This window comes from Nocardia sp. NPDC004340 (assembly GCF_053602575.1).
In genome coordinates this window covers 451813-473114 of sequence record NZ_JBSGDW010000005.1, presented here as the reverse complement: position 1 = coordinate 473114, position 21302 = coordinate 451813, and the positions used below count along the sequence as shown (strand labels likewise).

20 protein-coding genes and 1 pseudogene are annotated in these 21302 nt (G+C 69.8%); 8 read left to right on the top strand and 13 right to left on the bottom strand.

Annotated elements, in window-relative coordinates; genetic code table 11:
* Window positions 1-118: 118 nt before the first annotated feature.
* Window positions 119-892, bottom strand: coding sequence for a DNA repair protein RecO (recO, locus tag ACWEOI_RS23240; RefSeq protein ID WP_452360968.1), 774 nt, complete (start codon window positions 890-892; stop codon window positions 119-121).
* A gap of 415 nt (window positions 893-1307) precedes the next feature.
* Between recO and ACWEOI_RS23235 the strand changes: the two genes are divergently transcribed.
* Complete coding sequence (locus ACWEOI_RS23235; protein WP_452360967.1) at window positions 1308-2723, top strand: amidase; 1416 nt, start codon at window positions 1308-1310, stop codon at window positions 2721-2723.
* A gap of 65 nt (window positions 2724-2788) precedes the next feature.
* Here ACWEOI_RS23235 and era read toward each other — a convergent pair whose 3' ends face one another.
* The 10 genes and pseudogenes from era to hemW form a co-directional block, all read right to left on the bottom strand.
* On the bottom strand, window positions 2789-3742 hold the full coding sequence (gene era, locus ACWEOI_RS23230; RefSeq protein WP_357086231.1) for a GTPase Era: 954 nt from the start codon (window positions 3740-3742) through the stop codon (window positions 2789-2791).
* A 128-nt stretch (window positions 3743-3870) separates the two neighbouring features.
* Window positions 3871-4188 (bottom strand): annotated as a pseudogene (locus tag ACWEOI_RS23225) (cytidine deaminase); the annotation flags it as partial.
* Entirely contained in the window at window positions 4185-5522 is a 1338-nt protein-coding gene (locus ACWEOI_RS23220) for a hemolysin family protein (protein ID WP_452360966.1), read from the bottom strand. The gene ACWEOI_RS23220 and the pseudogene ACWEOI_RS23225, both read right to left, overlap by 4 nt.
* On the bottom strand, window positions 5519-6076 hold the full coding sequence (ybeY, locus tag ACWEOI_RS23215; RefSeq protein ID WP_354835462.1) for an rRNA maturation RNase YbeY: 558 nt from the start codon (window positions 6074-6076) through the stop codon (window positions 5519-5521). Before ybeY ends, ACWEOI_RS23220 begins: the two co-directional genes overlap by 4 nt.
* 22 nt (window positions 6077-6098) lie before the next feature.
* Window positions 6099-7157 carry a PhoH family protein gene (locus ACWEOI_RS23210; protein ID WP_357087308.1) on the bottom strand — a complete coding sequence of 353 codons (1059 nt, stop codon included), beginning with the start codon at window positions 7155-7157 and terminating at the stop codon, window positions 6099-6101.
* 241 nt (window positions 7158-7398) lie between these two features.
* Complete coding sequence (locus ACWEOI_RS23205) at window positions 7399-8139, bottom strand: 16S rRNA (uracil(1498)-N(3))-methyltransferase (RefSeq protein ID WP_452360965.1); 741 nt, start codon at window positions 8137-8139, stop codon at window positions 7399-7401.
* Window positions 8140-8143: 4 nt separating this feature from the next.
* On the bottom strand, window positions 8144-9298 hold the full coding sequence (gene dnaJ / locus ACWEOI_RS23200) for a molecular chaperone DnaJ (RefSeq protein WP_357086237.1): 1155 nt from the start codon (window positions 9296-9298) through the stop codon (window positions 8144-8146).
* Window positions 9299-9332: 34 nt separating this feature from the next.
* Complete coding sequence (hrcA, locus tag ACWEOI_RS23195) at window positions 9333-10373, bottom strand: heat-inducible transcriptional repressor HrcA (protein ID WP_433667130.1); 1041 nt, start codon at window positions 10371-10373, stop codon at window positions 9333-9335.
* A 152-nt stretch (window positions 10374-10525) separates the two neighbouring features.
* Window positions 10526-11359: an alpha/beta fold hydrolase gene (locus ACWEOI_RS23190; RefSeq protein WP_452361067.1), complete on the bottom strand. Its 834-nt coding sequence runs from the start codon at window positions 11357-11359 to the stop codon at window positions 10526-10528.
* 126 nt (window positions 11360-11485) lie between these two features.
* Window positions 11486-12736 (bottom strand): radical SAM family heme chaperone HemW, encoded by a 1251-nt coding sequence (hemW, locus tag ACWEOI_RS23185; RefSeq protein ID WP_433667132.1) that lies wholly within the window; start codon window positions 12734-12736, stop codon window positions 11486-11488.
* 156 nt (window positions 12737-12892) lie between these two features.
* On the opposite strand from hemW, the gene ACWEOI_RS23180 reads away from it, so the two are divergent.
* The 6 genes from ACWEOI_RS23180 to ACWEOI_RS23155 all read left to right on the top strand — a co-directional run bounded on the left by ACWEOI_RS23180 (window position 12893) and on the right by ACWEOI_RS23155 (window position 19726).
* Window positions 12893-13756: an immunity 49 family protein gene (locus ACWEOI_RS23180; RefSeq protein ID WP_387306821.1), complete on the top strand. Its 864-nt coding sequence runs from the start codon at window positions 12893-12895 to the stop codon at window positions 13754-13756.
* A 400-nt stretch (window positions 13757-14156) separates the two neighbouring features.
* Window positions 14157-15899, top strand: a complete 1743-nt coding sequence (locus tag ACWEOI_RS23175; RefSeq protein ID WP_433667133.1) for a nitrite/sulfite reductase — start codon at window positions 14157-14159, stop codon at window positions 15897-15899.
* Window positions 15900-15914: 15 nt separating this feature from the next.
* Entirely contained in the window at window positions 15915-16625 is a 711-nt protein-coding gene (locus tag ACWEOI_RS23170) for a phosphoadenylyl-sulfate reductase (protein WP_452360964.1), read from the top strand.
* Complete coding sequence (gene cysD, locus ACWEOI_RS23165) at window positions 16604-17530, top strand: sulfate adenylyltransferase subunit CysD (protein ID WP_357086249.1); 927 nt, start codon at window positions 16604-16606, stop codon at window positions 17528-17530. The genes ACWEOI_RS23170 and cysD overlap by 22 nt, the downstream gene beginning before the upstream one ends.
* Entirely contained in the window at window positions 17530-18819 is a 1290-nt protein-coding gene (locus tag ACWEOI_RS23160) for a GTP-binding protein (protein WP_433667135.1), read from the top strand. Before cysD ends, ACWEOI_RS23160 begins: the two co-directional genes overlap by 1 nt.
* 1 nt (window position 18820) lies before the next feature.
* The gene (locus ACWEOI_RS23155; protein WP_452360963.1) at window positions 18821-19726 is read left to right on the top strand and encodes a sirohydrochlorin chelatase; all 906 of its coding nucleotides are present in this window, start codon (window positions 18821-18823) and stop codon (window positions 19724-19726) included.
* A 22-nt stretch (window positions 19727-19748) separates the two neighbouring features.
* Here ACWEOI_RS23155 and ACWEOI_RS23150 read toward each other — a convergent pair whose 3' ends face one another.
* Entirely contained in the window at window positions 19749-19880 is a 132-nt protein-coding gene (locus ACWEOI_RS23150) for a hypothetical protein (protein ID WP_452360962.1), read from the bottom strand.
* Entirely contained in the window at window positions 19877-20584 is a 708-nt protein-coding gene (locus ACWEOI_RS23145; RefSeq protein ID WP_452360961.1) for a TIGR00266 family protein, read from the bottom strand. The genes ACWEOI_RS23150 and ACWEOI_RS23145 overlap by 4 nt, the downstream gene beginning before the upstream one ends.
* Window positions 20585-20716: 132 nt before the next feature.
* On the opposite strand from ACWEOI_RS23145, the gene ACWEOI_RS23140 reads away from it, so the two are divergent.
* Entirely contained in the window at window positions 20717-21283 is a 567-nt protein-coding gene (locus ACWEOI_RS23140) for a hypothetical protein (RefSeq protein WP_433667139.1), read from the top strand.
* The last annotated feature ends 19 nt before the right edge of the window (window positions 21284-21302 follow it).

The window sequence follows — 21302 nt, the reverse complement described above, 5'->3', positions numbered from 1 at the left end:
CCCATCCTGCCCGACGCGCCACAGCGCCGGACGCCGCCCACTGGATTCACACCGGACCTCCACACCGCCGACACTCGTTCTCCGAATTCCGGCGCCGGACCAGCGGGTGTCCGACCGGTCAGCCGATGGCGGCTTCGGTGCGGTCGGCGGCCTCGTGGGGGCGGGTGCGCTCGATGAGCGGGAGGGTGCGGAGCTGGCGTTCCAGATGCCATTGCAGGTGGGCGGCGATGAGGCCGCTGGCCTGGCGGCGCATGGCGTCGGAGACGGCGTCGACGCCGGACCAGTCGCCGCGATTGAGAGCGCTCATGTGGTCGAGGACGCCGAGCATCGGGGTGGCCGCGCCGGGCGGGCGGCAGTGCACGCAGACCGCGCCGCCGGCCGCCACGTGGAAGGCGCGGTGCGGGCCGGGGGTGGCGCATCGGGCACAGTCGTCGAGGGCGGGGGCCCATCCTGCGAAACCCATGGCGCGCAACAGGAACGCGTCGAGGATCAGTTCGTGCGGGCGGTGGCCCAGGGCGATGGCGCGCAGGGCGCCCGCGGTGAGGGTGTGCAGACGGGCGGCGGGCGCGCCCTCCTCGCCCGCGAGGCGTTCGGCGGTTTCGAGGACCGCGCAGGCGGTGGTGTAGCGGCCGTAGTCGGCGACGATGTCGGCGGCGAAGGTCTCGACCGTGTGCACCTGGGTGACGGTGTCGAGATTGCGGCCGGGATGGAGCTGGATGTCGACGTAGGCGAACGGTTCCAGGCGGGCGCCGAACTTGGAGCGCGTGCGCCGCACACCCCGGGCTACCGCGCGCACCAGACCGTGCTGGCGGGTCAGGAGCGTGACGATACGGTCCGCCTCGCCCAGCTTGTGCTGGCGCAACACCACCGCATGATCCCGATACAACCGCACCGCAACAGTCTCGCACGCGGGACCGACCGGGCGGTGACGAGTCGCGGCGTGTATCCGCGGCGGGCGCGGTTAGAAGTTCGTTGGCCCGCGATTGGCGACTGAAACCAGGCTGAAACCCGCAAGGCAGAGCATTCGGACGCACCCATCGGAGGACTCCATGACGCGCCAGACTCCCGCCGCCGGATCCCGCTGGGCGGCCGTGCCGTCCGCGCCCCGATCGCTGCGCATCCCCGGGCGGGCGACCCGCATCTGTACCGCTGTCCGGCCCCGGAGGGGTGGGCCGGACAGCGGTACCCCCTCGGACGAGCAGCGTGGAGATCGGTAAGGCCGGGGACGGTCTTTCACAACGCCACCTGTTGGACGTGTGACCAAAGTCGCGCTATGTTACTCCCCGGTACAACGAGACGGGATTCACATGACATTGGCGGCGGTCGGCGAATTCGGGCTGGCGGAACTCGCGGCGGCTCTGGCGGCGGGCACGATCACATCGGTCGAGGCGACCACGGCCGTCCTGGATCGCATCGAGGCGAGCCAAGGGGCATTGAACGCCTTCCGGATCGTGCGCCGGGCCGAGGCCCTCGCCGAAGCCGCCGAGGCGGACCGCAAACTCGCCGCCGGACAACGGGAACCGCTGCTCGGGGTGCCGCTCGCCATCAAGGACGACACCGACCTGACCGGCACGCCAACGGCTTTCGGCTGCGGCGGCGACTTCCCGGCCGCGACCGAGGACGCCGAAGCGGTGCGCCGATTGCGGGCGGCGGGCGCGGTGATCGTCGGCAAGACCAATACCTGTGAGCTCGGCCAGCTGCCGTTCACCAGCGGAGACGCCTTCGGGCACACCACGAATCCGTGGAGCGCGGGCCACACCCCCGGCGGTTCGTCGGGCGGTTCCGCGGCGGCCGTCGCGGCCGGATTGGTGCCCGCCGCACTGGGTTCCGACGGCGCGGGCTCGGTCCGCATTCCCGCCGCCTGGAACAACCTGGTCGGCATCAAGCCCCAGCGCGGCCGCATCTCGACCTGGCCGCTGCCCGAAGCCTTCTACGGGCTCACCGTGAACGGCCCGCTCGCCCGCACCGTCGCCGACGCCGCGCTACTGCTCGACGCCGCCGCCGGACCGCATGCCGGCGACCTGCACACCCCGCCCGCGCTGCGCGTCTCCGACGCGGTCGGCCGGGATCCGGGCCGCCTGCGCATCGCGCTGTCGCTGCGCATCCCGTTCACCGCCACCAAGACCGCGCTCGATCGCGAGGTCGAGGCGCGGGTGCACGCCACCGCCGCGACCCTGCGCCGCCTCGGCCACCAGGTCACCGTCGCCGACGTGCACTACGGCGTACTGATGGGCGCGACCTTCCTGCCGCGCTCCATGGTCGGTATCCGCGAGGCCCTCGACCGGCTGCCCGGCGCCCAGGTCGACCCGCGCACCCACCACAACGCCACCGTCGGCCGCCTGCTGTCCCCGCTGCTGTTCGCCGCCCGCGCGGCGGAACCGTTGCTGCGCAAGCAGACCGGCCGCATCTTCGACGACTTCGACCTGGTGCTGGCCCCCACCACCGCCACCCCGCCCCCGGGCGTCCGCGAGATCGACGGCATCGGCTCCTGGGCCACCGACGAACTCATCACCGCCGCCTGCCCCTACACCTGGCCGTGGAACGTGCTGGGCTGGCCGGCGGTGAACATCCCCTCCGGTTTCACCGCCGACGGGCTCCCGGTCGGCTCCCAGCTGATGGGTCCCGCCAACTCCGAGGAGCTGCTGGTTTCGGTTGCGGCCCAGCTGGAATCGGAACTCCAGTGGTACAAGACCCGCCCGACGCCGTGGTGGCCGCAGTCCTAGAAACGCCGAATGGCACACCGGGCAGGGAAGATTCCCTCATCGGTGTGCCATTCGCAGGACGCGGGTCAGAAGCCGAGCTTGCCCAGCTGCTTCGGGTCGCGCTGCCAGTCCTTGGCCACCTTCACGTGCAGGTGCAGGTAGATGCGGGTGCCGAGGATGTGCTCGATCTGCTTGCGGGCGTTGGTGCCGACCTCCTTGAGGCGGGCGCCGCCCTTGCCGATGATGATGGCCTTCTGGCTCGGGCGCTCCACGTACAGCAGGGCGTGCACGTCGAGCATGCCCTCGGCGGAGCGGCGGCCGTCGGTCTCGGTGTCGTCGTTCTCCTCGCGTTCGAGGACCTCCTCGATGACCACCGCGAGCGAGTGCGGGAGCTCGTCGCGCACGCCCTCCAGGGCGGCCTCGCGAATGAGCTCGGCCATCAGGACTTCCTCGGGCTCGTCGGTGAGCTCGCCGTCCGGGTAGAAGGCCGGGCCCTCGGGCATCTGCGAGGCGATGACGTCGATGAGCACCTCGACCTGCTCGCCCTTGACCGCGGACACCGGAACCACCTCGGCCTCGGGGCCCAGCAGCTGGGAGACCGCCATCAACTGGTGCGCGACCTGGTCGCGACTCACCTTGTCGATCTTGGTGACCACGCCCAGCAGGGTGGTCTTGGGCGCCATGGTCTTGATCTGCTCGACGATCCAGCGGTCACCGGGACCGATCTTCTCGTCGGCCGGAATGCAGACCGCGATCACGTCGACTTCCGAATACGTATCGCGCACCAGGTCGTTGAGCCGCTGCCCGAGCAGGGTGCGCGGCCGGTGCAGACCGGGAGTGTCGACCAGGATCAGCTGCGCGTGGTCGCGGTGCACGATGCCGCGGATGGTGTGCCGGGTGGTCTGCGGCCGCGAGGAGGTGATGGCGATCTTCTGCCCCACCATGGCATTGGTCAGCGTGGACTTGCCGGTGTTCGGCCGTCCCACGAAACACACGAAGCCGGAACGGAATTCGCCCTTGCCGTCGCCCTTGCCGCTCATTCGAAGACCTCCGATTCGGTGTCCAGGTCGAAACCCGCCGGGACCTGGCGCGCGCCCGCGACATTGTCCTCGGGGCGTTGCGCCGCGATGGGGTTCTCCACCCCGTAGTGGTCGTCGGCGTCCAGCACGTCGAACACCGCGCCCTTGACGTCGCTGAAAATGATTCGCGCCGTGGGCGATACCTCGCGCACCGCCGCGACACCGGGATCGGACAGCTTGCCCGCCACCACCACGGCCGCCTCGAAACCGGTCGCGCCACTGGAGATCGCGGCCGCGACGGCCGCCTGCAACGCGGTCAACGGGAGCGCGGTCAGCTCCACCGTCCCGGCCGCGTAGGTCCGGCCGTCGGTGTCGCGCACGGCCGCGCCGCCGCGGCCGCCGGTGCGGCCCATCGCGCCGCGGGCGAGCACCCGCAGCTTGCCGTCCTCTGCGTCGAGCTCAATCATCGGCGTTCATCTCGGTCATCGGCCTCTCCATCGTCGTGTGCGCCGCCCGGTTCCTGTTCCGCCGGTTCGGTTCTCGTCTTCTCCTGTGCCCTGCGCACCACCACCGTGTGGATCCGCATGCGGCCGCGCGCGTCGGCCCCGCCCTCCCCCTTCAATTGCAGGCCCTGGACGACGGCCTTGGAGCCGGGCAGCGGGACGCGGCCCAGGGCGTGCGCGAGCAGGCCGCCGACGGTGTCGACGTCCTCCTCCTCGAGCTCGATGTCGAACAGTTCGCCCAGGTCGTCGACGGGCAGCCGGGCCGAGACCCGGAACTTGCCGGCGCCGATCTGCTCGATCGGCGCGATCTCGTCCTTGTCGTACTCGTCGGCGATCTCGCCCACGATCTCCTCGAGAATGTCCTCGATGGTGACCAGGCCCGCGATGCCGCCGTACTCGTCGACCAGCACCGCCATATGGTTGCGGTGGCGCTGCATCTCGTCGAGCAGCGCGTCGAGGGGCTTGGAGTCGGGGATGAAGACGGCGTGCCGCATGACCTGGCGCACCTTCACCTTCCGGCTCCGATCCGCGTACGGGACAAGATCTTTCAGGTAGACGACGCCGAGAACATCGTCGACGTTCTCCCCGATCACCGGAATCCGCGAATGGCCCGACCGCACCGCCAGCGACATGGCCTGCGCCGCGGTCTTGTCCGCCTCGATCCACACCATCTCGGTGCGCGGCACCATGACCTCGCGCGCCGGGGTGGAGTCGAGTTCGAACACCGACTGGATCATGCGCGCCTCGTCGGCGTCCACGACGCCGCGCTCGCCCGCCAGATCCACCACTTCGCGCAGTTCGATCTCGGAGGCGAAGGGGCCGTTGCGGAATCCCTTACCGGGGGTGATCGCGTTACCGATCAGGATGAGCAGGCGGCTGACCGGGCCCAGCAGGGAGCCGATGGCCTGCAACGGCAGCGACGCGCCCAGTGCCAGCGAATAGGCGTGCTGACGGCCCAGCGTGCGCGGGCCGACACCGATCACCACATAGTCGACGAGCACCATGACCGCCGCGGTGATCAGCAGCGCGGGCGCCTCGCCCAGCCAGTCCAGCAGCACGGCCGCCAGCAACACCGTTGCCGTGATCTCGCACGTAAGGCGCAGCAGCACCATGAGATTCACATACCGCGGCCGATCCGCGATGATGCGCGCCAGCCGCGCCGCCCCGGTCCGCTCCGCGCGCACCAGATCCTCGACGCGCGCGGGCGAAATGGTGTTCAGCGCCGAATCCAGCGCCGCGAACACCCCGCCGGCCGGGACCAGGACGATCGCCAGCAACAGCAGAACGAATGAATTCACGCCGGGCCCAGCGGATCACCGGTGGTGTCGGTGAATCCGGTCTTGCCCAGCAGCCGCTGGTCACGCTCGGCCAGCTCGGCGCGGCGCATCTCCTGGCGCACGTTCTCGTACCAGCCCTCCAGCAGGGAGGCCTGCAACGCGAACATCTCCTTCTCCTCCTCCGGCTCGGCGTGGTCGTAGCCGAGGAGGTGCAGGACGCCGTGCACGGTCAGCAGCGCCAGCTCGTGATCCATGGAGTGCCCGGCCTTCTCGGCCTGCTGGGCCGCGAACTCCGGGCAGAGCACGATGTCACCGAGCATGGAGGGGCCGGGCTCGGCGGCATCGGGCCGCCCGCCCGGCTCCAGCTCGTCCATGGGGAACGACATGACGTCGGTCGGACCCGGTAGGTCCATCCAGCGCATGTGCAGATCCGCCATGGTGTCGAGATCGACCAGCACCATCGACAGCTCGGCCGCCGGATGGACGTCCATCTGAGCGATGACGAACCGCGCGACGCTGACCAGTTCTTCTTCGGATACCTCGATACCCGATTCGTTGGCGATCTCGATACTCACCCGATCAGCGTAGTGGTCGAGTTCAGTGCCGGTCTCCCCGGCTCGCGGCACGTCGCTGCGCCCGATTGCCCGGATAGTGCACCGCCGCCGGCGGTCGCGTGTCCGACTCGTAGCGGTCGTAGGCGTCCACGATCGCTCCGACCAGGCGGTGCCGGACCACATCGGCGCTGGTGAGCTCGGCGATGTGGATGTCGTCGATGCCGTGCAGGATCTCCGTGGCCGCGCGCAGACCCGACCGCGCGTTGTTCGGCAGGTCGACCTGGGTGATGTCACCGGTCACCACGATCTTGGAACCGAAGCCCAGTCGGGTGAGGAACATCTTCATCTGCTCGGCCGTCGTGTTCTGCGCCTCGTCCAGAATGATGAACGAGTCGTTGAGCGTGCGACCGCGCATGTAGGCCAGCGGCGCGACCTCGATGACCCCGGCCTGCATGAGCTTCGGGATCGCCTCGGGATCCATCATGTCGTGCAGGGCGTCGTAGAGCGGCCGTAGATACGGGTCGATCTTCTCGTTGAGCGTGCCCGGCAGGAAGCCCAGCCGCTCGCCCGCCTCGACCGCGGGCCGGGTCAGGATGATGCGGTTGACCTGCTTGGTCTGCAACGCCTGCACGGCCTTGGCCATGGCGAGGTAGGTCTTGCCGGTACCGGCCGGGCCGACGCCGAAGACGATGGTGTGCGCGTCGATGGCGTCGACGTAGCGCTTCTGGTTCAGCGTCTTGGGCCGGATGGTCCTGCCGCGCCGGGACAGGATGTCCAGGCTGAGCACCTCGGCCGGGGAGTCCGAGGAACCCTCGGTGAGCATGGAGTAGGTGTGCCGCACCGCTTCGGGCGTGACCACCCGGTTGCGTGCGGTCAACGCGACCAGCTGGGCCACCACGCGCTCGGCCAGCGCCACATCGGCCGGTTTGCCGGTCAGGGTGACGGAGTTGCCGCGGACGTGGATGTCGGCATCGAGGAGGCGCTCGAGTTCACGCAGGTTCTCATCAGCCGAACCCAGGAATCCGAACACCGATTCCGGTGCCAATTCGATGCTCGAACGAACGGTCCGCCCCGCCGGTCCGGAACCGTCGACACCGCCGATGCGGGCAGTGGAAGTGCTCTGATCGCCGATTTCGCCTGGTGTTCTCAAAAGTGGCTATGGCCTGCTTTCCGGTCTCGAAGCCGTCGTCGTTGACAGAAGTTTACCGCCGCCCACCGACACCGCCCAGTGAATAAGCGGCTACCAGCAGGCATAACGCACCGCTGACACGCAACTGCCGCTGCGCCGAATCCATTCCGTGGCGAACCCGCCGGGATCGATGCGCCGGCACGCGGGGCGAGCGCTACCAGCGCGGGGTGAGAGCGCCCAGCGCGCCCAGGGCGACGGCCGCGGCGGTGGAGGTGCGCAGCACCGTGGGGCCGAGGAGCACGATGTCGGCTCCGGCCTCGGCGAGGGCCTTCAGCTCGGAGTCGTCCAGGCCGCCCTCGGGGCCGACGATGAGGATGATCTCGGGCACCCCGTCGAAAGGCATTTCGGTCAAACGGGATTCACCGGACTCGTGCAGGGCGGCCACCAGCGCGCCCCGCGCCTTGGCCGAACGCACCAGTTCGAGCAGATCCTTGGTGCCGTGCAGCTCCGCCACATCCGGGATGTAGGCGCGCCGCGACTGGCGGGCGGCCTGCTTGGCGGCGGCGCGCCACTTCTCGACGCCCTTGCGGGCCTTGGACTCCCAGTTGGAGACGCAGCGCAACGCCTGCCACGGGACGATGGCGTCGGCGCCCGCCTCGGTCATCAGCTCGACCGCCAGTTCCGAACGGTCGGACTTGGGCAGCGCCTGGACCACCGTCACCTGCGGGGTCCAGGGCGCGGCCGCGCGCTTGGACAGGACCTTCAGCTCGAGGCGGTCCTTCTGGGCCGCAACCACTTCCGAATCGGCGAGGACCCCGTGCCCGTCGGACAGCGTGATCGGCTCCCCCACCCGGATGCGGCGCACCGTCGCGGCGTGGCGGCCCTCGGGGCCGTCCAGCACCGCGGTCGCACCCGGTTCGGGGATCTCGTCGAGGTAGAAGACGGTGGCGGCCAAGGGATCAGCGTCCGCTGAAGGAGGCGCGCAGCCGGGCGAACAGGCCCGAGTTGTGCTCGGACTGCGCCGACAGCACCTCGGTGTGCTCGTTGGCCCGCATGCCCTTGTACTTGCGCAGCAGGTCCGACTGCTTGGCGTCGAGCTTGGTCGGCACCACGATGTCGAGATGCGCGATCAGGTCGCCGCGAGAGTTGGCGCGCAGCTTGGGCATTCCGTGGCCGCGCAGCACCGACGCCTCGCCGGGCTGGGTGCCCGCCGGGATGGTCAGCTCGACCGGGCCGTCGAGGATGGTGTCGATGACGACCGTGGTGCCCAGCGCCGCGTCCACCATGGGAACCCGGATGGTGCAGTGCAGGTCGTCGCCGTCGCGCACGAAGGTGTCGTGCGGCTGCTCCACGATCTCCACGTACAGATCGCCGGCGGGACCGCCGCCCGGGCCGACCTCGCCCTGGGCCGCGAGACGCACCCGCATGCCGTTGGCCACACCGGCCGGGATCGGCGCGGCGATCTCGCGGCGCGAACGCACGCGGCCGTCGCCACCACACTTGCGGCAGGGGTCCGGAATCGTCTCGCCCGCGCCCCGGCAGGTGGGGCAGGGACGCGAGGTCATGACCTGGCCGAGGAAGGACCGCTGCACGGTCTGCACCTCGCCCGCGCCGCCACAGGTCTCACAGCGCACCGGCTTGGAGTTGCCGTTGGTGCCCGAACCCTGGCACAGGTCGCAGAGGATGGCGGTGTCGACGGTCAGGTGCTTGGTGACGCCGACCGCGCACTCCTGCAGCGAAAGCCGGGTCCGCAGCAGCGAATCCGCGCCCGGCTGCACGCGGCCGCGCGGCTTGCGGGTGCCGCCGGAGGCGTTCATGCCGCCGAAGAACGCCTCGAAGACGTCGCCGAGGCCGCCGAAGCCCGCGCCCGAGAAGCCGCCGCCCATGCCGCCGCCGGATTCCATCGGGTCGCCGCCGAGGTCGACGATGCGCCGCTTCTCCGGGTCCGACAGCACCTCGTAGGCCGTGGAGACCTCGCGGAACTTCTCCTGGGCCTCCGGCTCCGGATTCACGTCGGGATGCAGTTCGCGGGCCAGCTTCCGGTAGGCGCGCTTGATCTCCTGGTCGGTCGCACCCCGTGCGACTCCGAGCAGTGCGTAATAGTCCCGTGCCACGTGCGTCTCTAGTCCTGTTTCGTCTCGTGCTTGCTCACCGTTCGGCGAGCACCTCACCGATGTACCGGGCGACGGCCGCCACCGAGGCAATGGTCCCCGGATAGTCCATGCGGGTCGGCCCCAGCACCCCCATACCTCCGAGCACCGTACCGGTCAGCCCGTAACCGGTGGACACCACGGCCGTCCCGCGCATCTGCTCGACCTTGGTCTCCTCACCGATCTGCACCGTCACGGTACCCGGCTGCTGCGCCGCGGCCAGCAGCTTCAACACGATCACCTGCTCCTCGAGCGCCTCCAGCACGGTGCGCAGGGAACCGGGGAAACCGTTGCCGGGGAAGTCGGAGGCATTGCGGGTGAGGTTGGCGGTGCCGCCCAGCACGAGGCGTTCCTCCGCGTGCTCGACGAGGGTCTCGACCAGCACGGTGGACACCCGGACCAGCACGTCGCGCAGCTTGCCCGGGGAGTGCTCGGGCAGTTCGGCCACCGCCGCGGAGGCCGCGGCCAGGCGCTTGCCCTCCATCGCCATGCCGAGCATGCCGCGCAGCGCGGCCAGATCCTCGTCGCTGATCAGGTTGCCCAGATCGACCAGGCGCTGATCGACCCGGCCGGTGTCGGTGATCACCACGAGCAGCAGTCGCGCCGGATTGAGCGCGACCACCTCGATGTGCCGCACGGTCGACGCCGACACCGTCGGGTACTGGACCATGGCGACCTGCCGGGTCAGCTGCGCGAGCAGCCGGACCCCGCGGCGCAGCACGTCGTCGAGGTCGACGCCGCTCTCCAGGAATTCCATGATGGCCCGGCGTTCCGGGCCGGACAGCGGCTTCACCTCGGAGATGTGATCGACGAACTGCCGGTAGCCCTTGTCGGTCGGGATGCGGCCGGACGAGGTGTGCGGCTGGGCGATGTAGCCCTCGGCCTCGAGCACCGCCATGTCGTTGCGGACCGTCGCGCTGGACACGCCGAGATTGTGGCGCTCCACCAGGGTCTTGGACCCGATCGGCTCCTTGGTCGCGATGTAGTCCGCGACGATGGCCCGCAGGACCTCGAGCCGTCGCTGTTCAGTGCTCGACATGATGGCCCCACCTCCTCGCTCGCCTCGGGCACGCCTGGCGCGTCCCCGAGCCTTCCGCGGCGGGACACTCGGCGCCGGCCATACGGAATTCCCGGATTATCCACTCCAGGATAGTGGGCGCCGCGCAGCTCGCCGTATGACCGCCCGCACGCTCACCGCCCGGCGGCGGCCTCCACCATGGCCGCCACGTCGGCCGGGTGCGAGACCAGCCCGGCGTGCGAGGCGTCGATCGAGGAGACGCGGGCGTTCATGCGCTTGGCCATATCCCATTGGGAGGCGGGCGGAATCACCCGGTCGGCGGTGGACACCAGGTACCAGCTCGGCGTCGAGGCCCACGACGGTGCGCCCGAGGCCTCGAGGTTGGCGGACAGGGCGAGCGAATGCTGGCGGGCGGCCATGTCGGCGGCGATCGCCGGGTCGACGTCCTGGGCGAAGACCTCGGGGAAGCGGGCCGGGTCGATGTAGGCGTCCAGGTTCCTGCCCGCGATGCCCTGCGCGTCGTCGACGGCCTTCAGCCGCAGCGCGAGGGTGAGCTGCGAGCCCGGGTACTGGATCGGATTCAGTTCCAGCAGTGCGGCTTCGCCCTGCACGGGCGCGAAAGCGGAGATGTAGACCAGGGATTCGACGTCGGGGTCGTGCACATTGCTGATCACGGTGCCGCCGTAGGAGTGCCCGACCAGCACGATCGGACCGGCGATGCCGTCGAGGGTGCGCTGGATCGCGGCCGCGTCGTACGCGGGACCACGCAGCGGGTTGTCCGGCGTCACGACGGGGTAGCCGTCCGCGCGCAGCCGCGCGGCGACACCGTCCCAGCTGGAGGAGTCGGCGAAGGCGCCGTGCACCAGCACCACGGTGGGCAGGTCAGCGGCGGTGGCCGATCCGGCGGTGAGCGGGCTGGCGGCGAGCGCCAGGGCCGCGGCCGCGCCGAAGGCCGCGCGCGCGACGCGTCGGGGACGGGCGCTGTTCGGGAGCTCGACGGGTCGCATCAGTGGCTTCACCATGAGATGTCCTCGGGCCGAAGGTGTCGATCCTGACCGGTGCTGCGCAATCTCCGGTGAACAATTTAGTCCCGACCAGGCGGTTTCACTCGCGGTTGGCCGAATCCGTCCGGCTCAGGTCAGCAGGGCGCGGACGACGCCGTCGGCGAGCAGGCGGCCGCGGTCGGTGAGGATCAGATGGTCGCCGGCCCGCTCGGCCAGACCGTCGGCGATCACGCGCTCGGCGGCGGCCCGGCCGTCCGCGTCGAGATCGGCCAGCGGCAGACCGGTGCGCAGCCGCACGGTCAGCATGACGCGCTCGGTGTAGCGCTCCTCGTCGGTGAGGGACTCCCAGCCCGCCGCGGGCAGCGCACCCGTGGTGACCCGATCCGCGTAGCGCGCAGGGTGTTTCACGTTCCACCAGCGGGTGCCGCCGACGTGGCTGTGCGCGCCCGGGCCCGCGCCGAGCCAGTCGCCGCCGTCCCAGTAGCCGAGGTTGTGGCGGCAGCGGCCCGCGTCGGAGGCGGCCCAGTTGGAGACCTCGTACCAGTGCAGGCCCGCCGCGGCCAGGCGGGTGTCGATGCGTTCGTAGCGGGCGGCCAGCACGTCGTCGTCGGGGGCGGGCAGTTCGCCGCGGCGGACGCGGCGGGCCAGCGCGGTGCCGTCCTCCACGATCAGCGAGTAGGCCGAGACGTGGTCCACGCCCGCGGACAGCACGGCGTCGAGGCTGGCGTCCAGATCGGCGTCGGATTCGCCGGGGGTGCCGTAGATGAGGTCCAGATTGACGTGGTCGAAGCCCGCCGCGCGGGCCTCCCGCGCGGCCGCCACCGCCCGGCCCGGCGTGTGGGTGCGGTCCAGGATCTTCAGCACGTGCTGGGCGGCCGACTGCATGCCCAGCGAGATCCGGGTGTACCCGGCCGCGCGTAGCCGCTCGAAGAACTCCGGCGAGGTGGATTCCGGATTGGACTCGGTGGTCACCTCCGCGCCGGGCGCGAGGGTGAAGTTGTCGCGGATCGCGTCGAGCACCCCGGCCAGGCCGTCACCGCCGAGCAGCGACGGCGTGCCGCCGCCCACGAACACCGTCTCGACCGCCGGCGTCGCGGAGGGCAGCGCGTCGAATTCCCGTGCCGCCGTGGCCAGCTCGCCGCGCAGCGCCTCGAACCAGGACTGCGGCGAGGACGAGGAGCCCAGCTCCCCCGCCGTGTAGGTGTTGAAGTCGCAGTATCCGCAGCGGGTGGCGCAGAACGGCACGTGGATGTAGATCCCGAACGGCCCGCCCCCGAAGTCGCGCAGCACGGGCGCGGCGGAATCGTCCGCGGCGGCCGGGCCGGTGGTCTGTTCGGGAGCAGTCGAGGTCACCCGTTCAGTGTGACCGGTTGCCCGCATCACAGCGCACCCGGTGGCGGCCGGTCCGGCGGCGCTCCCGGGTCCGGGCGGGGCGGCCGCGTTCCCGCCGGGCGGCACCGGGTGAATCCGGGTACATTCCAAGGGATTTCGGCGGGCCGGGTGCGAGCTGGTCCGGGTGCGGACGGGAACGAGCCGATGATCGAGGTGCCGCGGCACGAGATCGACGCCAAGTCGATCAGGGAAGTGGACGAGGGGTCGGTGGCCCCGGTGGTCTACCGGGCGCGGCGGCCGGTGCGGCCGGACGGGCCGAACTTCTCGCGGTCCATGGACGGCGTGCTGCTGGCCACCATGCTGCTGCCGGATCCGGCGGCGCTGCGGTCGCGGACCTGGTATTTCGCCCATTCGACCGAGCAGACGGTGACCCGCCGGTTCCGCGCGGACGGCATCGAATCCGGCTTCGACCGGCACGACAAGGTGGCGGGCTGGCGGGCGGCGTTCTGGTGGACGCTCATCGCCCGCGACGCCGAGGCCATGGCCGAGCTGGTCGACTATCCGATCGACCGGCTGCGCGAGTTCGGCGACGACGCCTTCGACGACTTCCAGTACGAGTGGGTGCGTCTGCTGCAGACCGCGTGGCGGTACGGGCCGAAGAGCGTCTACGAGGCGGCCTGGGCGCTGGACACCACCAGCCGCGTGGGCGCGCAGGGCGTCACCGACCTGCTGTTCCGCCCGGCCGTGGAGGTGTTCATCCGGCTGGCCGACGGCGATTCGGAGGGCTTCGACCGCGAGCTGACCCACGCGCTGCGGCGGCATCGGGCGTTCTTCGACAACGACGTGTGGCGCAACGATCCCGAGGGCGTGTTCTCGCTGCCGCTGCTGGGCCTGGCCTGCTGGGCCCGGGACCTGGGCTATCGGACGGCCGTCCGCTCGGAGTACCTACCGGCCGGATTCATCGATCGGCCGGATTGGATGTTCTCGCCGGAACTGGGTGACGAGCTGGCCCGCCTCGCCGCCGCGAAGGCCCGCCTGACCGAAGCCGACGCCGATCGCGCGTCCTAGACTCGTCCCGAATTACCGAGGCATTCACACCGAATCGTTCAGGTCAACCGTCCAAGTGGTTTGCCCGGTGTTGATCTATGATGCCCGTCACAAATCGGACAATGTATCCAGGGGATTTCCCGGAAAACTGCGGAAAATTCGATCCGGCAGTCGGAACGACCCTTCTGACGTGGCACAATAAGCCACATGACTGGACTCGGAGTACGACTCGTGGCGCGTCGCCATGTCGACTTCAAGCGTGTCTGCAGCGCGAGCTGTCTGTCCGGAAGCCTCCGGTAGATCGGCTCCCATTCTCCCGGAATCCGGCGTCTCCCTGACGCCGTATAGAGCCGGTTCTCTGATATCGGAGGCGTGAGCCAGCCCCTCCCGCCTGCCCGCAAGACCTTCAGGAGCGACCCCCATGACGTCGAGCACCGACGCCACCAGTTCCGATACGCCGCAGACTGTGCCCGATTCGGCGCAGCCCGTCCGGCGTGAGCGCACGGCCCGTCCGGTGAAGCGCAAGTCGGAGGGCCAGTGGGCGCTCGGCTACCGCGAGCCGCTAAACGCCAACGAGCAGTCCAAGAAGGACGACAACCCGCTCAATGTGCGCGCCCGCATCGAGAACATCTACTCGAAGCAGGGTTTCGACTCGATCGACAAGAGCGACCTGCGCGGCCGCATGCGCTGGTGGGGTCTCTACACCCAGCGTGAGCAGGGCTACGACGGCACCTACACCGGCGACGAGAACATCGACCTGCTCGAGGCCCGCTACTTCATGATGCGGGTGCGGTGCGACGCGGGCGCGCTCAACCTCGCCCAGTTGCGCACCCTCGCGGGCATCTCCACCGAGTTCGGCCGCGACACCGCCGACCTGTCGGACCGTGAGAACGTCCAGTACCACTGGATCGAGATCGAGAACGTGCCGGAGATCTGGCGTCGCCTCGAAGCGGTCGGCCTGCAGACCACCGAGGCGTGCGGTGACTGCCCGCGTGTCGTGCTGGGTTCGCCGCTGGCCGGTGAGTCGCTCACCGAGATCCTCGACCCGACCCCGGCCATCGACGAGATCGTCAAGCGCTACATCGGCAAGAAGGAATACTCCAACCTGCCGCGCAAGTTCAAGACCGCCATCTCCGGCCAGCAGGACGTGGTCCACGAGATCAACGACGTCGCCTTCGTGGGCGTCGAGCATCCGGAGCACGGGCCCGGCCTGGACCTGTGGGTCGGCGGCGGCCTGTCCACCAACCCGATGCTGGCCCAGCGCCTCGGCGCGTGGGTGCCGCTCGACGAGGTTCCGGACGTGTGGGAAGCGGTCGTCTCGCTGTTCCGCGACTACGGCTACCGCCGCCTGCGCACCAAGGCCCGCCTCAAGTTCCTGGTCAAGGACTGGGGTGTGGAGAAGTTCCGTCAGGTGCTCGAGGACGAGTACCTCAAGCGCAAGCTGATCGACGGCCCCGCGCCGGTGCAGCCGGAGCGCCCGATCGACCACATCGGTGTGCAGAAGCTGCGCAACGGCCTCAACGCCATCGGCTTCTCCCCTATCGCCGGTCGCGTGTCGGGCACCATCCTGACCCAGGTCGCCGACGCCGTCGAGGCGGTCGGTTCGGACCGGGTGCGTTTCACCCCCTACCAGAAGCTCATCGTCCTCGACGTCCCCGACGACAAGGTCGAGCAGCTGATCGACGCGCTGGAACCGCTGGGCCTGCACGGCCGTCCGTCCATCTGGCGGCGGAACCTGCTGGCGTGCAGCGGCATCGAGTTCTGCAAGCTGTCGTTCACCGAGACCCGCAAGCGCTCGCAGGTGCTGGCGCCGGAGCTGGAGCAGCGGCTCGCGGACATCAACGCGCAGCTCGACGTCCCGATCACGATCAACATCAACGGCTGCCCCAACTCGTGCGGCCGGTCCCAGATCGCCGACATCGGCTTCAAGGGCCAGCTCGTCGACGACGGTGACGGGAATCAGATCGAGGGCTTCCAGGTTCACCTCGGAGGCAGCCTGGGACTCGACTCCGGCTTCGGCCGGAAGTTGCGCCAGCACAAGGTCACCAGCGAAGAACTGGGCGACTACATCGAGCGCGTGGTGCGCAACTTCGTCAAGAACCGTGACGAGGGTGAGCGTTTCGCCGTCTGGGCTGTCCGTGCCGATGAAGCAGACCTGCGGTAGTTGGGAGAAACATCCATGACCACAACGAAACTCGCCGAGTCCGAGCTGCGCGCCCTGGTCGACAAGGGCAATGCCGAGCTGGGCCCGAACGCGACCGCGCAGGAACTGCTGCAGTGGACCGAGGACACCTTCGGCACCAACTACATCGTGGCCTCGAACATGCAGGACGCGGTCCTGGTGCAGCTGGCCTCGCAGGTCCGCTCCGGCGTGGACGTGCTGTTCCTCGACACCGGCTACCACTTCGCCGAGACCATCGGCACCCGTGACGCGGTCGAGCTGGTGTACGGCGTGAACATCGTGAACGTGCAGCCGGAAAACAGTGTGGCCGAACAGGATCAGCTGCTGGGCAAGGATCTGTTCGCACGTGACGCCGCCGAATGCTGCCGCCTGCGCAAGGTGGTCCCCCTGAAGAAGTCCCTCGTCGGATACAACGCCTGGGTGACCGGCATCCGTCGAGTGGAGGCGCCGACTCGCGCCAACGCACCCCTCATCTCCTACGACGAGGGCTTCGGCCTGGTGAAGATCAATCCGATCGCCGCCTGGTCCGATGACGAGATGGCGGCCTACATCGAGGCCAACGGCATTCTCGTCAATCCCCTTGTGGAAGAGGGCTATCCCTCCATCGGTTGCGCTCCGTGCACGCGGAAGCCGGAACCGGGATCCGACGCGCGATCCGGCCGCTGGGCCGGGCTCGCCAAGACCGAATGCGGGTTGCACGCCTCATGACCTCACTCGAGACTGAATTCGACACCCTGGCCGCGCTCGAATCCGAGTCCATCCACATCTTCCGTGAGGTGGCAGGCGAATTCGAGCGGCCGGTGATCCTCTTCTCCGGCGGCAAGGACTCCACCGTCCTGCTGCACCTGGCGATCAAGGCCTTCTGGCCGGCGCCGCTGCCGTTCGCGCTGCTGCACGTGGACACCGGGCACAACCTGCCCGAGGTCCTCGCGTTCCGCGACAAGGTGGTCGAGAAGTACGGCCTGCGACTGCATGTCGCCTCGGTCGAGGACTACCTCGCCGACGGCCGCCTGACCGAGCGCCCCGACGGCATCCGCAACCCGTTGCAGACGGTGCCGCTGCTGGACGCCATCAACGAGAACCGCTTCGACGCGGTCTTCGGTGGCGGCCGCCGCGACGAGGAGCGTTCGCGCGCCAAGGAGCGCATCTTCTCGCTGCGCGACGCCTTCGGCCGCTGGGACCCCAAGCGTCAGCGTCCCGAGCTGTGGAACCTGTACAACGGCCGCCACGCTCCGGGCGAGCACGTGCGCGTGTTCCCCATCTCCAACTGGACCGAGCTCGACATCTGGCGCTACATCGCCCGCGAGGACGTGGAGCTGGCCAGCATCTACTACGCCCACGAGCGCCCGGTGTACCAGCGCGACGGCATGTGGATGACACCCGGCGTGTGGGGCGGTCCGGCCGAGGGTGAGGAGCTGCTGGTCAAGTCGGTGCGCTACCGCACCGTCGGCGACGGATCCACCACCGGCGCCATCATTTCCGACGCCGCCGACAATGACGCGATCCTCGCCGAGGTCGCCGCGTCCCGGCTCACCGAACGTGGCGCTACCCGCGGCGACGACCGTGTCTCCGAGGCCGCCATGGAAGACCGCAAGCGAGAGGGTTACTTCTGATGTCCGACCTGTTGAGACTGGCCACCGCCGGATCGGTCGACGACGGCAAGTCCACCCTGGTCGGACGGCTGCTGTACGACACGAAGTCCGTGCTCGCGGACCAGATCGACGCCGTCACCCGCGCGTCGGTCGACAAGGGTCTGTCGACTCCGGACCTGTCGCTGCTGGTGGACGGCCTGCGCGCCGAGCGCGAGCAGGGCATCACCATCGACGTGGCGTACCGCTACTTCGCCACGCCCGAGCGGTCTTTCGTGCTCGCCGACACCCCGGGCCACGTCCAGTACACCCGCAACACGGTGTCGGGCGCGTCGACGGCGCAGCTGGTGATCCTGCTGGTCGACGCCCGCAAGGGCGTCATCGAGCAGACCCGCCGCCACGCCGCCGTCATGGCGCTGCTGGGCGTGCCGAAGCTGGTGCTGGCCGTGAACAAGATCGACCTGGTCGATGATCCGGCGGGCGTCTTCGACAAGATCAAGACCGAATTCAACGAGCTGGCCGCCAAACTCGGCTGGGCCGCCGAGGACGTGCAGGAGATCCCGGTCTCCGCTCTGCACGGCGACAATGTCGCCTCGCGCTCGGAGAACACCCCCTACTACGACGGGCCCTCGCTAATCGAGCACCTGGAGTCGGTGCCGGTGGACGCGGACGTGCACGGCCGCCACGAGATCGGGCTGCGCTTCCCGGTGCAGTACGTGATCCGGCCCCGCACCGCCGAATACCCCGACTACCGCGGCTACGCGGGTCAGGTCGCGGCGGGCCTGGTGTCCAAGGGCGACGAGGTCGTGGTGCTCCCCTCCGGCACCCGCACCACGGTCGAGCGCATCGACACCCCCAACGGTGAACTCGCCTCGGCGCAGCCGGGCCGCAGCGTCACCCTGGTGCTGGCCGACGACGTGGACGTCTCGCGCGGTGACGTGATCGCCGCCGCCGAGGGCGCTCCCGAGCCGATCGACGCCTTCGACGCCACCGTCTGCTGGCTCGGCGACAAGCCGCTGCGCCCGGGCGCGCGCCTGCTGCTCAAGCACGGCACCCGCACCACGCAGGCCATCGTCGGCGCGCTGATCGAGCGGTTCGACGAGCAGCACCTGGCCGCCGACCCGAACCCGGAGTCGCTGTCGCTCAACGACATCGGCCGCATCTCGGTGCGCGTGGCCGACCCGATCGTGGCCGACGACTACAGCGTCAACCGCCACACCGGCTCGTTCCTGCTGATCGACCCCGCGGGCGGCAACACCCTGGCCGCGGGCCTGGTCGGCGACGCGCTGACCGCGGTCGAAGTCGGAGCCTGAGATGAATCCGCCCGGCAACGGCGCAGTTCCGGCCGTCTGGCCGGGCGGTTCGGCCTTCCCCGCGACGCTCGGCAGTGTGGCGACCGTGCGGGGCGGGGCGGCCTCCCCGTTCCGCATCGAGCACGCGCCCGCGCTCATCGCCGTCGCGCACGGTAGCCGCGACCCACGGTCGGCGGCGACCATGCGCGAGGTGGTCGCGCGGATCGCGGAGCAGCGGCCGGATCTCGATGTGCGGCTGGCGTTCCTGGACCTGAGCACGCCGTCGGTGGATCAGGTCATCGATGCCGTTGCCGCGGACGGGCATTCGCACGCCGTGGTGGTGCCGTTGCTGCTGGGCAACGCGTTCCACGCGCGAGTGGATCTGCCCGGGATGCTGGACGCCGCACGCGACCGGCATCCGCAGCTGCGGCTGACCCAGGCCGAGGTGCTCGGTCCCGATCCGCATCTGATCATCGCGCTGCGCGATCGCATCGCGGCGGCCATGGCCGCGGGCACCGACTTCCGGCCCGCCGCCGTCAGCGAGGCCTCGACCGGACGGCTGCGCCGGACCGCCGGTCCGCGCTGGGGCATCGCCGTCGCCGCCGTGGGCTCGACGTCCGCGGTCGCCAACACCCGCACCGGCGACGTGGCGCGGCTGCTCACCGCCATGACCGGCTGGGACACCGAAATCTGTTTCGCCACCACGCAACCCACAGTCGACAAGGCTTTCGCCCGGCTCCGGTCGCGCGGGGCCGAACGCATCCTGGTCGCGCCCTGGTTCCTGGCCCCGGGCCTGCTGACCGACCGCCTGCGCGACGCGCTGCCGCTGGTCCGGCACGCCGAGACGATCGGCGCACACCCGCTGCTGGCCGAAGTAGCGCTGGACCGCTACGCCACCGCCGCGCTGCCGCTCGAACTCACCGCCTGACCGGATTCGGCGCCGTGGCCCCTCAGTCGACGGTGACTCGTTCCCACGTGTCTCCACCGTCGAAGGTCAGGTACAGGATGCCCTCGCCATCCGGGGCTTCTCCGACATAACTCAGTCGGGCGTAACCGGTGGTGGGCGTGAAGAACTCGCTCAACGGGACTGGTTTCCGGGTTCGGGGAGCGGCAGGTACGGGATGAGGGAGTGGGCGAGGTTGGTGATGGTCAGTGATTGCAGCCAGACCCGTCCGGGCCCGGTGAGTGCGGCGAGGAACAGCCCGTCGCCGCCGAAGAGTACGTTGCGGACACCCTTCATCATGGTGATGTCGAAATCGACCGAGGCGTCGAACAATCCGACGTGGCCGGGGTGGACGCGCAGGGTCTCGCCGGGGGCCAGGTCGTAGGTGATGACCTCGCCGGAGAGTTCCACCCAGGCGTAGCCCTCGCCGCTGAGCCGCTGCAGGGTGAAGCCGCTGCCGCCGAAGATGCCCGCGCCCAGTCGGCGCTGGAAGCTCAGGGCCACCCGGACATCGCCCGCGGCGCAGAGGAATCCGTGCCGGTGGACCAGGTATTCGCGGTCCTTGGCGATCTGGACGGGCAGGATCTGGCCGGGGAGTTTCGCCGCGAAGGACACGCTGCCGGACTGGCGGTGGGCGGTGTATTCGGTCATGAACAGGCCCGCCCCGGCCATGGCCCGGCGGACCGCGCCGAAGACGCCGCCTGCCGCGGCCCGGGTGGAGGTGTTGAGGCGGATGCTCTCGGTCATCCACGACAGCTGGCCCGCTTCGGCGACGAGGCTGTCCCCGGGGTCGAGGGCGACCTCGAGCACCGGCATGACCGTCCCCCGGATTCTGGCGTCCATCAGGCTTCCCCTCCCGCGTGTACAACTCACCCCAGTGTGCCCGACGCCGATCGTGGCGTGATCGTTGTCGACTTGCCATCACGCCGACGGGGTCAGTAAATTAGGCTTTCCTTACCTAATAGAAGGCTCGACATGCTCCAGATCAGCAGCGCCCGGCAGCACACCGGGACAGCGGGCATCCCGCAGGATTCCTGGGGCATCACGGCCGCGTACGCGCTGCTGGCCACCGGCGCGCTGACCGCCGCCCTCTGGATCGCCGCCCATGTCACCGCGAGCCCCACCGTCCACCACGGCGGCGTGTTCGTCCACCTCGCCTCGCTGGTGGTCGGATTCGGCGGCGTCCTCACCGCCGACTCGTTCGTACTGCGTTGGGCCGCAGGCCGTCTCGACCTCGCGTCGGCGCTGCGCGCGGTGAGCCGTCTGCACGTCCCCATCTGGCTGGGCCTGGCCGGACTGGTGGCCAGCGGCTGCGTGCTGGAGCCCGACCTCTCCTCCACCATGACCCGCACCAAGCTGGCGCTGGTCCTGGTGCTGACACTCAATGGAATTCAGGCCTACTCGCTCAATCGCCGACTCGCCGCGCGCGGCGACGCTCCCCTGACCCCGCGGTTGCTGGCGTGGGGCGCGGCCACCGGGATGGCGTCGCAGGTCTGCTGGTGGGGCGCGACCGCCATCGGCTTCCTCAACGCCCAGCGCTGAACGCCCGCCCGATACGCTG

Bases quoted from the DNA above. Each gene is read 5' to 3' on its own strand.
- ACWEOI_RS23235 (WP_452360967.1), top strand. From the start codon at position 1,308: ATGACATTGGCGGCGGTCGGCGAATTCGGGCTGGCGGAACTCGCGGCG.
- era (WP_357086231.1), bottom strand. From the start codon at position 3,742: ATGAGCGGCAAGGGCGACGGCAAGGGCGAATTCCGTTCCGGCTTCGTG.
- hrcA (WP_433667130.1), bottom strand. From the start codon at position 10,373: ATGTCGAGCACTGAACAGCGACGGCTCGAGGTCCTGCGGGCCATCGTC.
- ACWEOI_RS23190 (WP_452361067.1), bottom strand. From the start codon at position 11,359: ATGCGACCCGTCGAGCTCCCGAACAGCGCCCGTCCCCGACGCGTCGCG.
- hemW (WP_433667132.1), bottom strand. From the start codon at position 12,736: ATGCGGGCAACCGGTCACACTGAACGGGTGACCTCGACTGCTCCCGAA.
- ACWEOI_RS23180 (WP_387306821.1), top strand. From the start codon at position 12,893: ATGATCGAGGTGCCGCGGCACGAGATCGACGCCAAGTCGATCAGGGAA.
- ACWEOI_RS23175 (WP_433667133.1), top strand. From the start codon at position 14,157: ATGACGTCGAGCACCGACGCCACCAGTTCCGATACGCCGCAGACTGTG.
- ACWEOI_RS23170 (WP_452360964.1), top strand. From the start codon at position 15,915: ATGACCACAACGAAACTCGCCGAGTCCGAGCTGCGCGCCCTGGTCGAC.
- cysD (WP_357086249.1), top strand. From the start codon at position 16,604: ATGCGGGTTGCACGCCTCATGACCTCACTCGAGACTGAATTCGACACC.
- ACWEOI_RS23160 (WP_433667135.1), top strand. From the start codon at position 17,530: ATGTCCGACCTGTTGAGACTGGCCACCGCCGGATCGGTCGACGACGGC.
- ACWEOI_RS23155 (WP_452360963.1), top strand. From the start codon at position 18,821: ATGAATCCGCCCGGCAACGGCGCAGTTCCGGCCGTCTGGCCGGGCGGT.
- ACWEOI_RS23145 (WP_452360961.1), bottom strand. From the start codon at position 20,584: ATGGACGCCAGAATCCGGGGGACGGTCATGCCGGTGCTCGAGGTCGCC.
- ACWEOI_RS23140 (WP_433667139.1), top strand. From the start codon at position 20,717: ATGCTCCAGATCAGCAGCGCCCGGCAGCACACCGGGACAGCGGGCATC.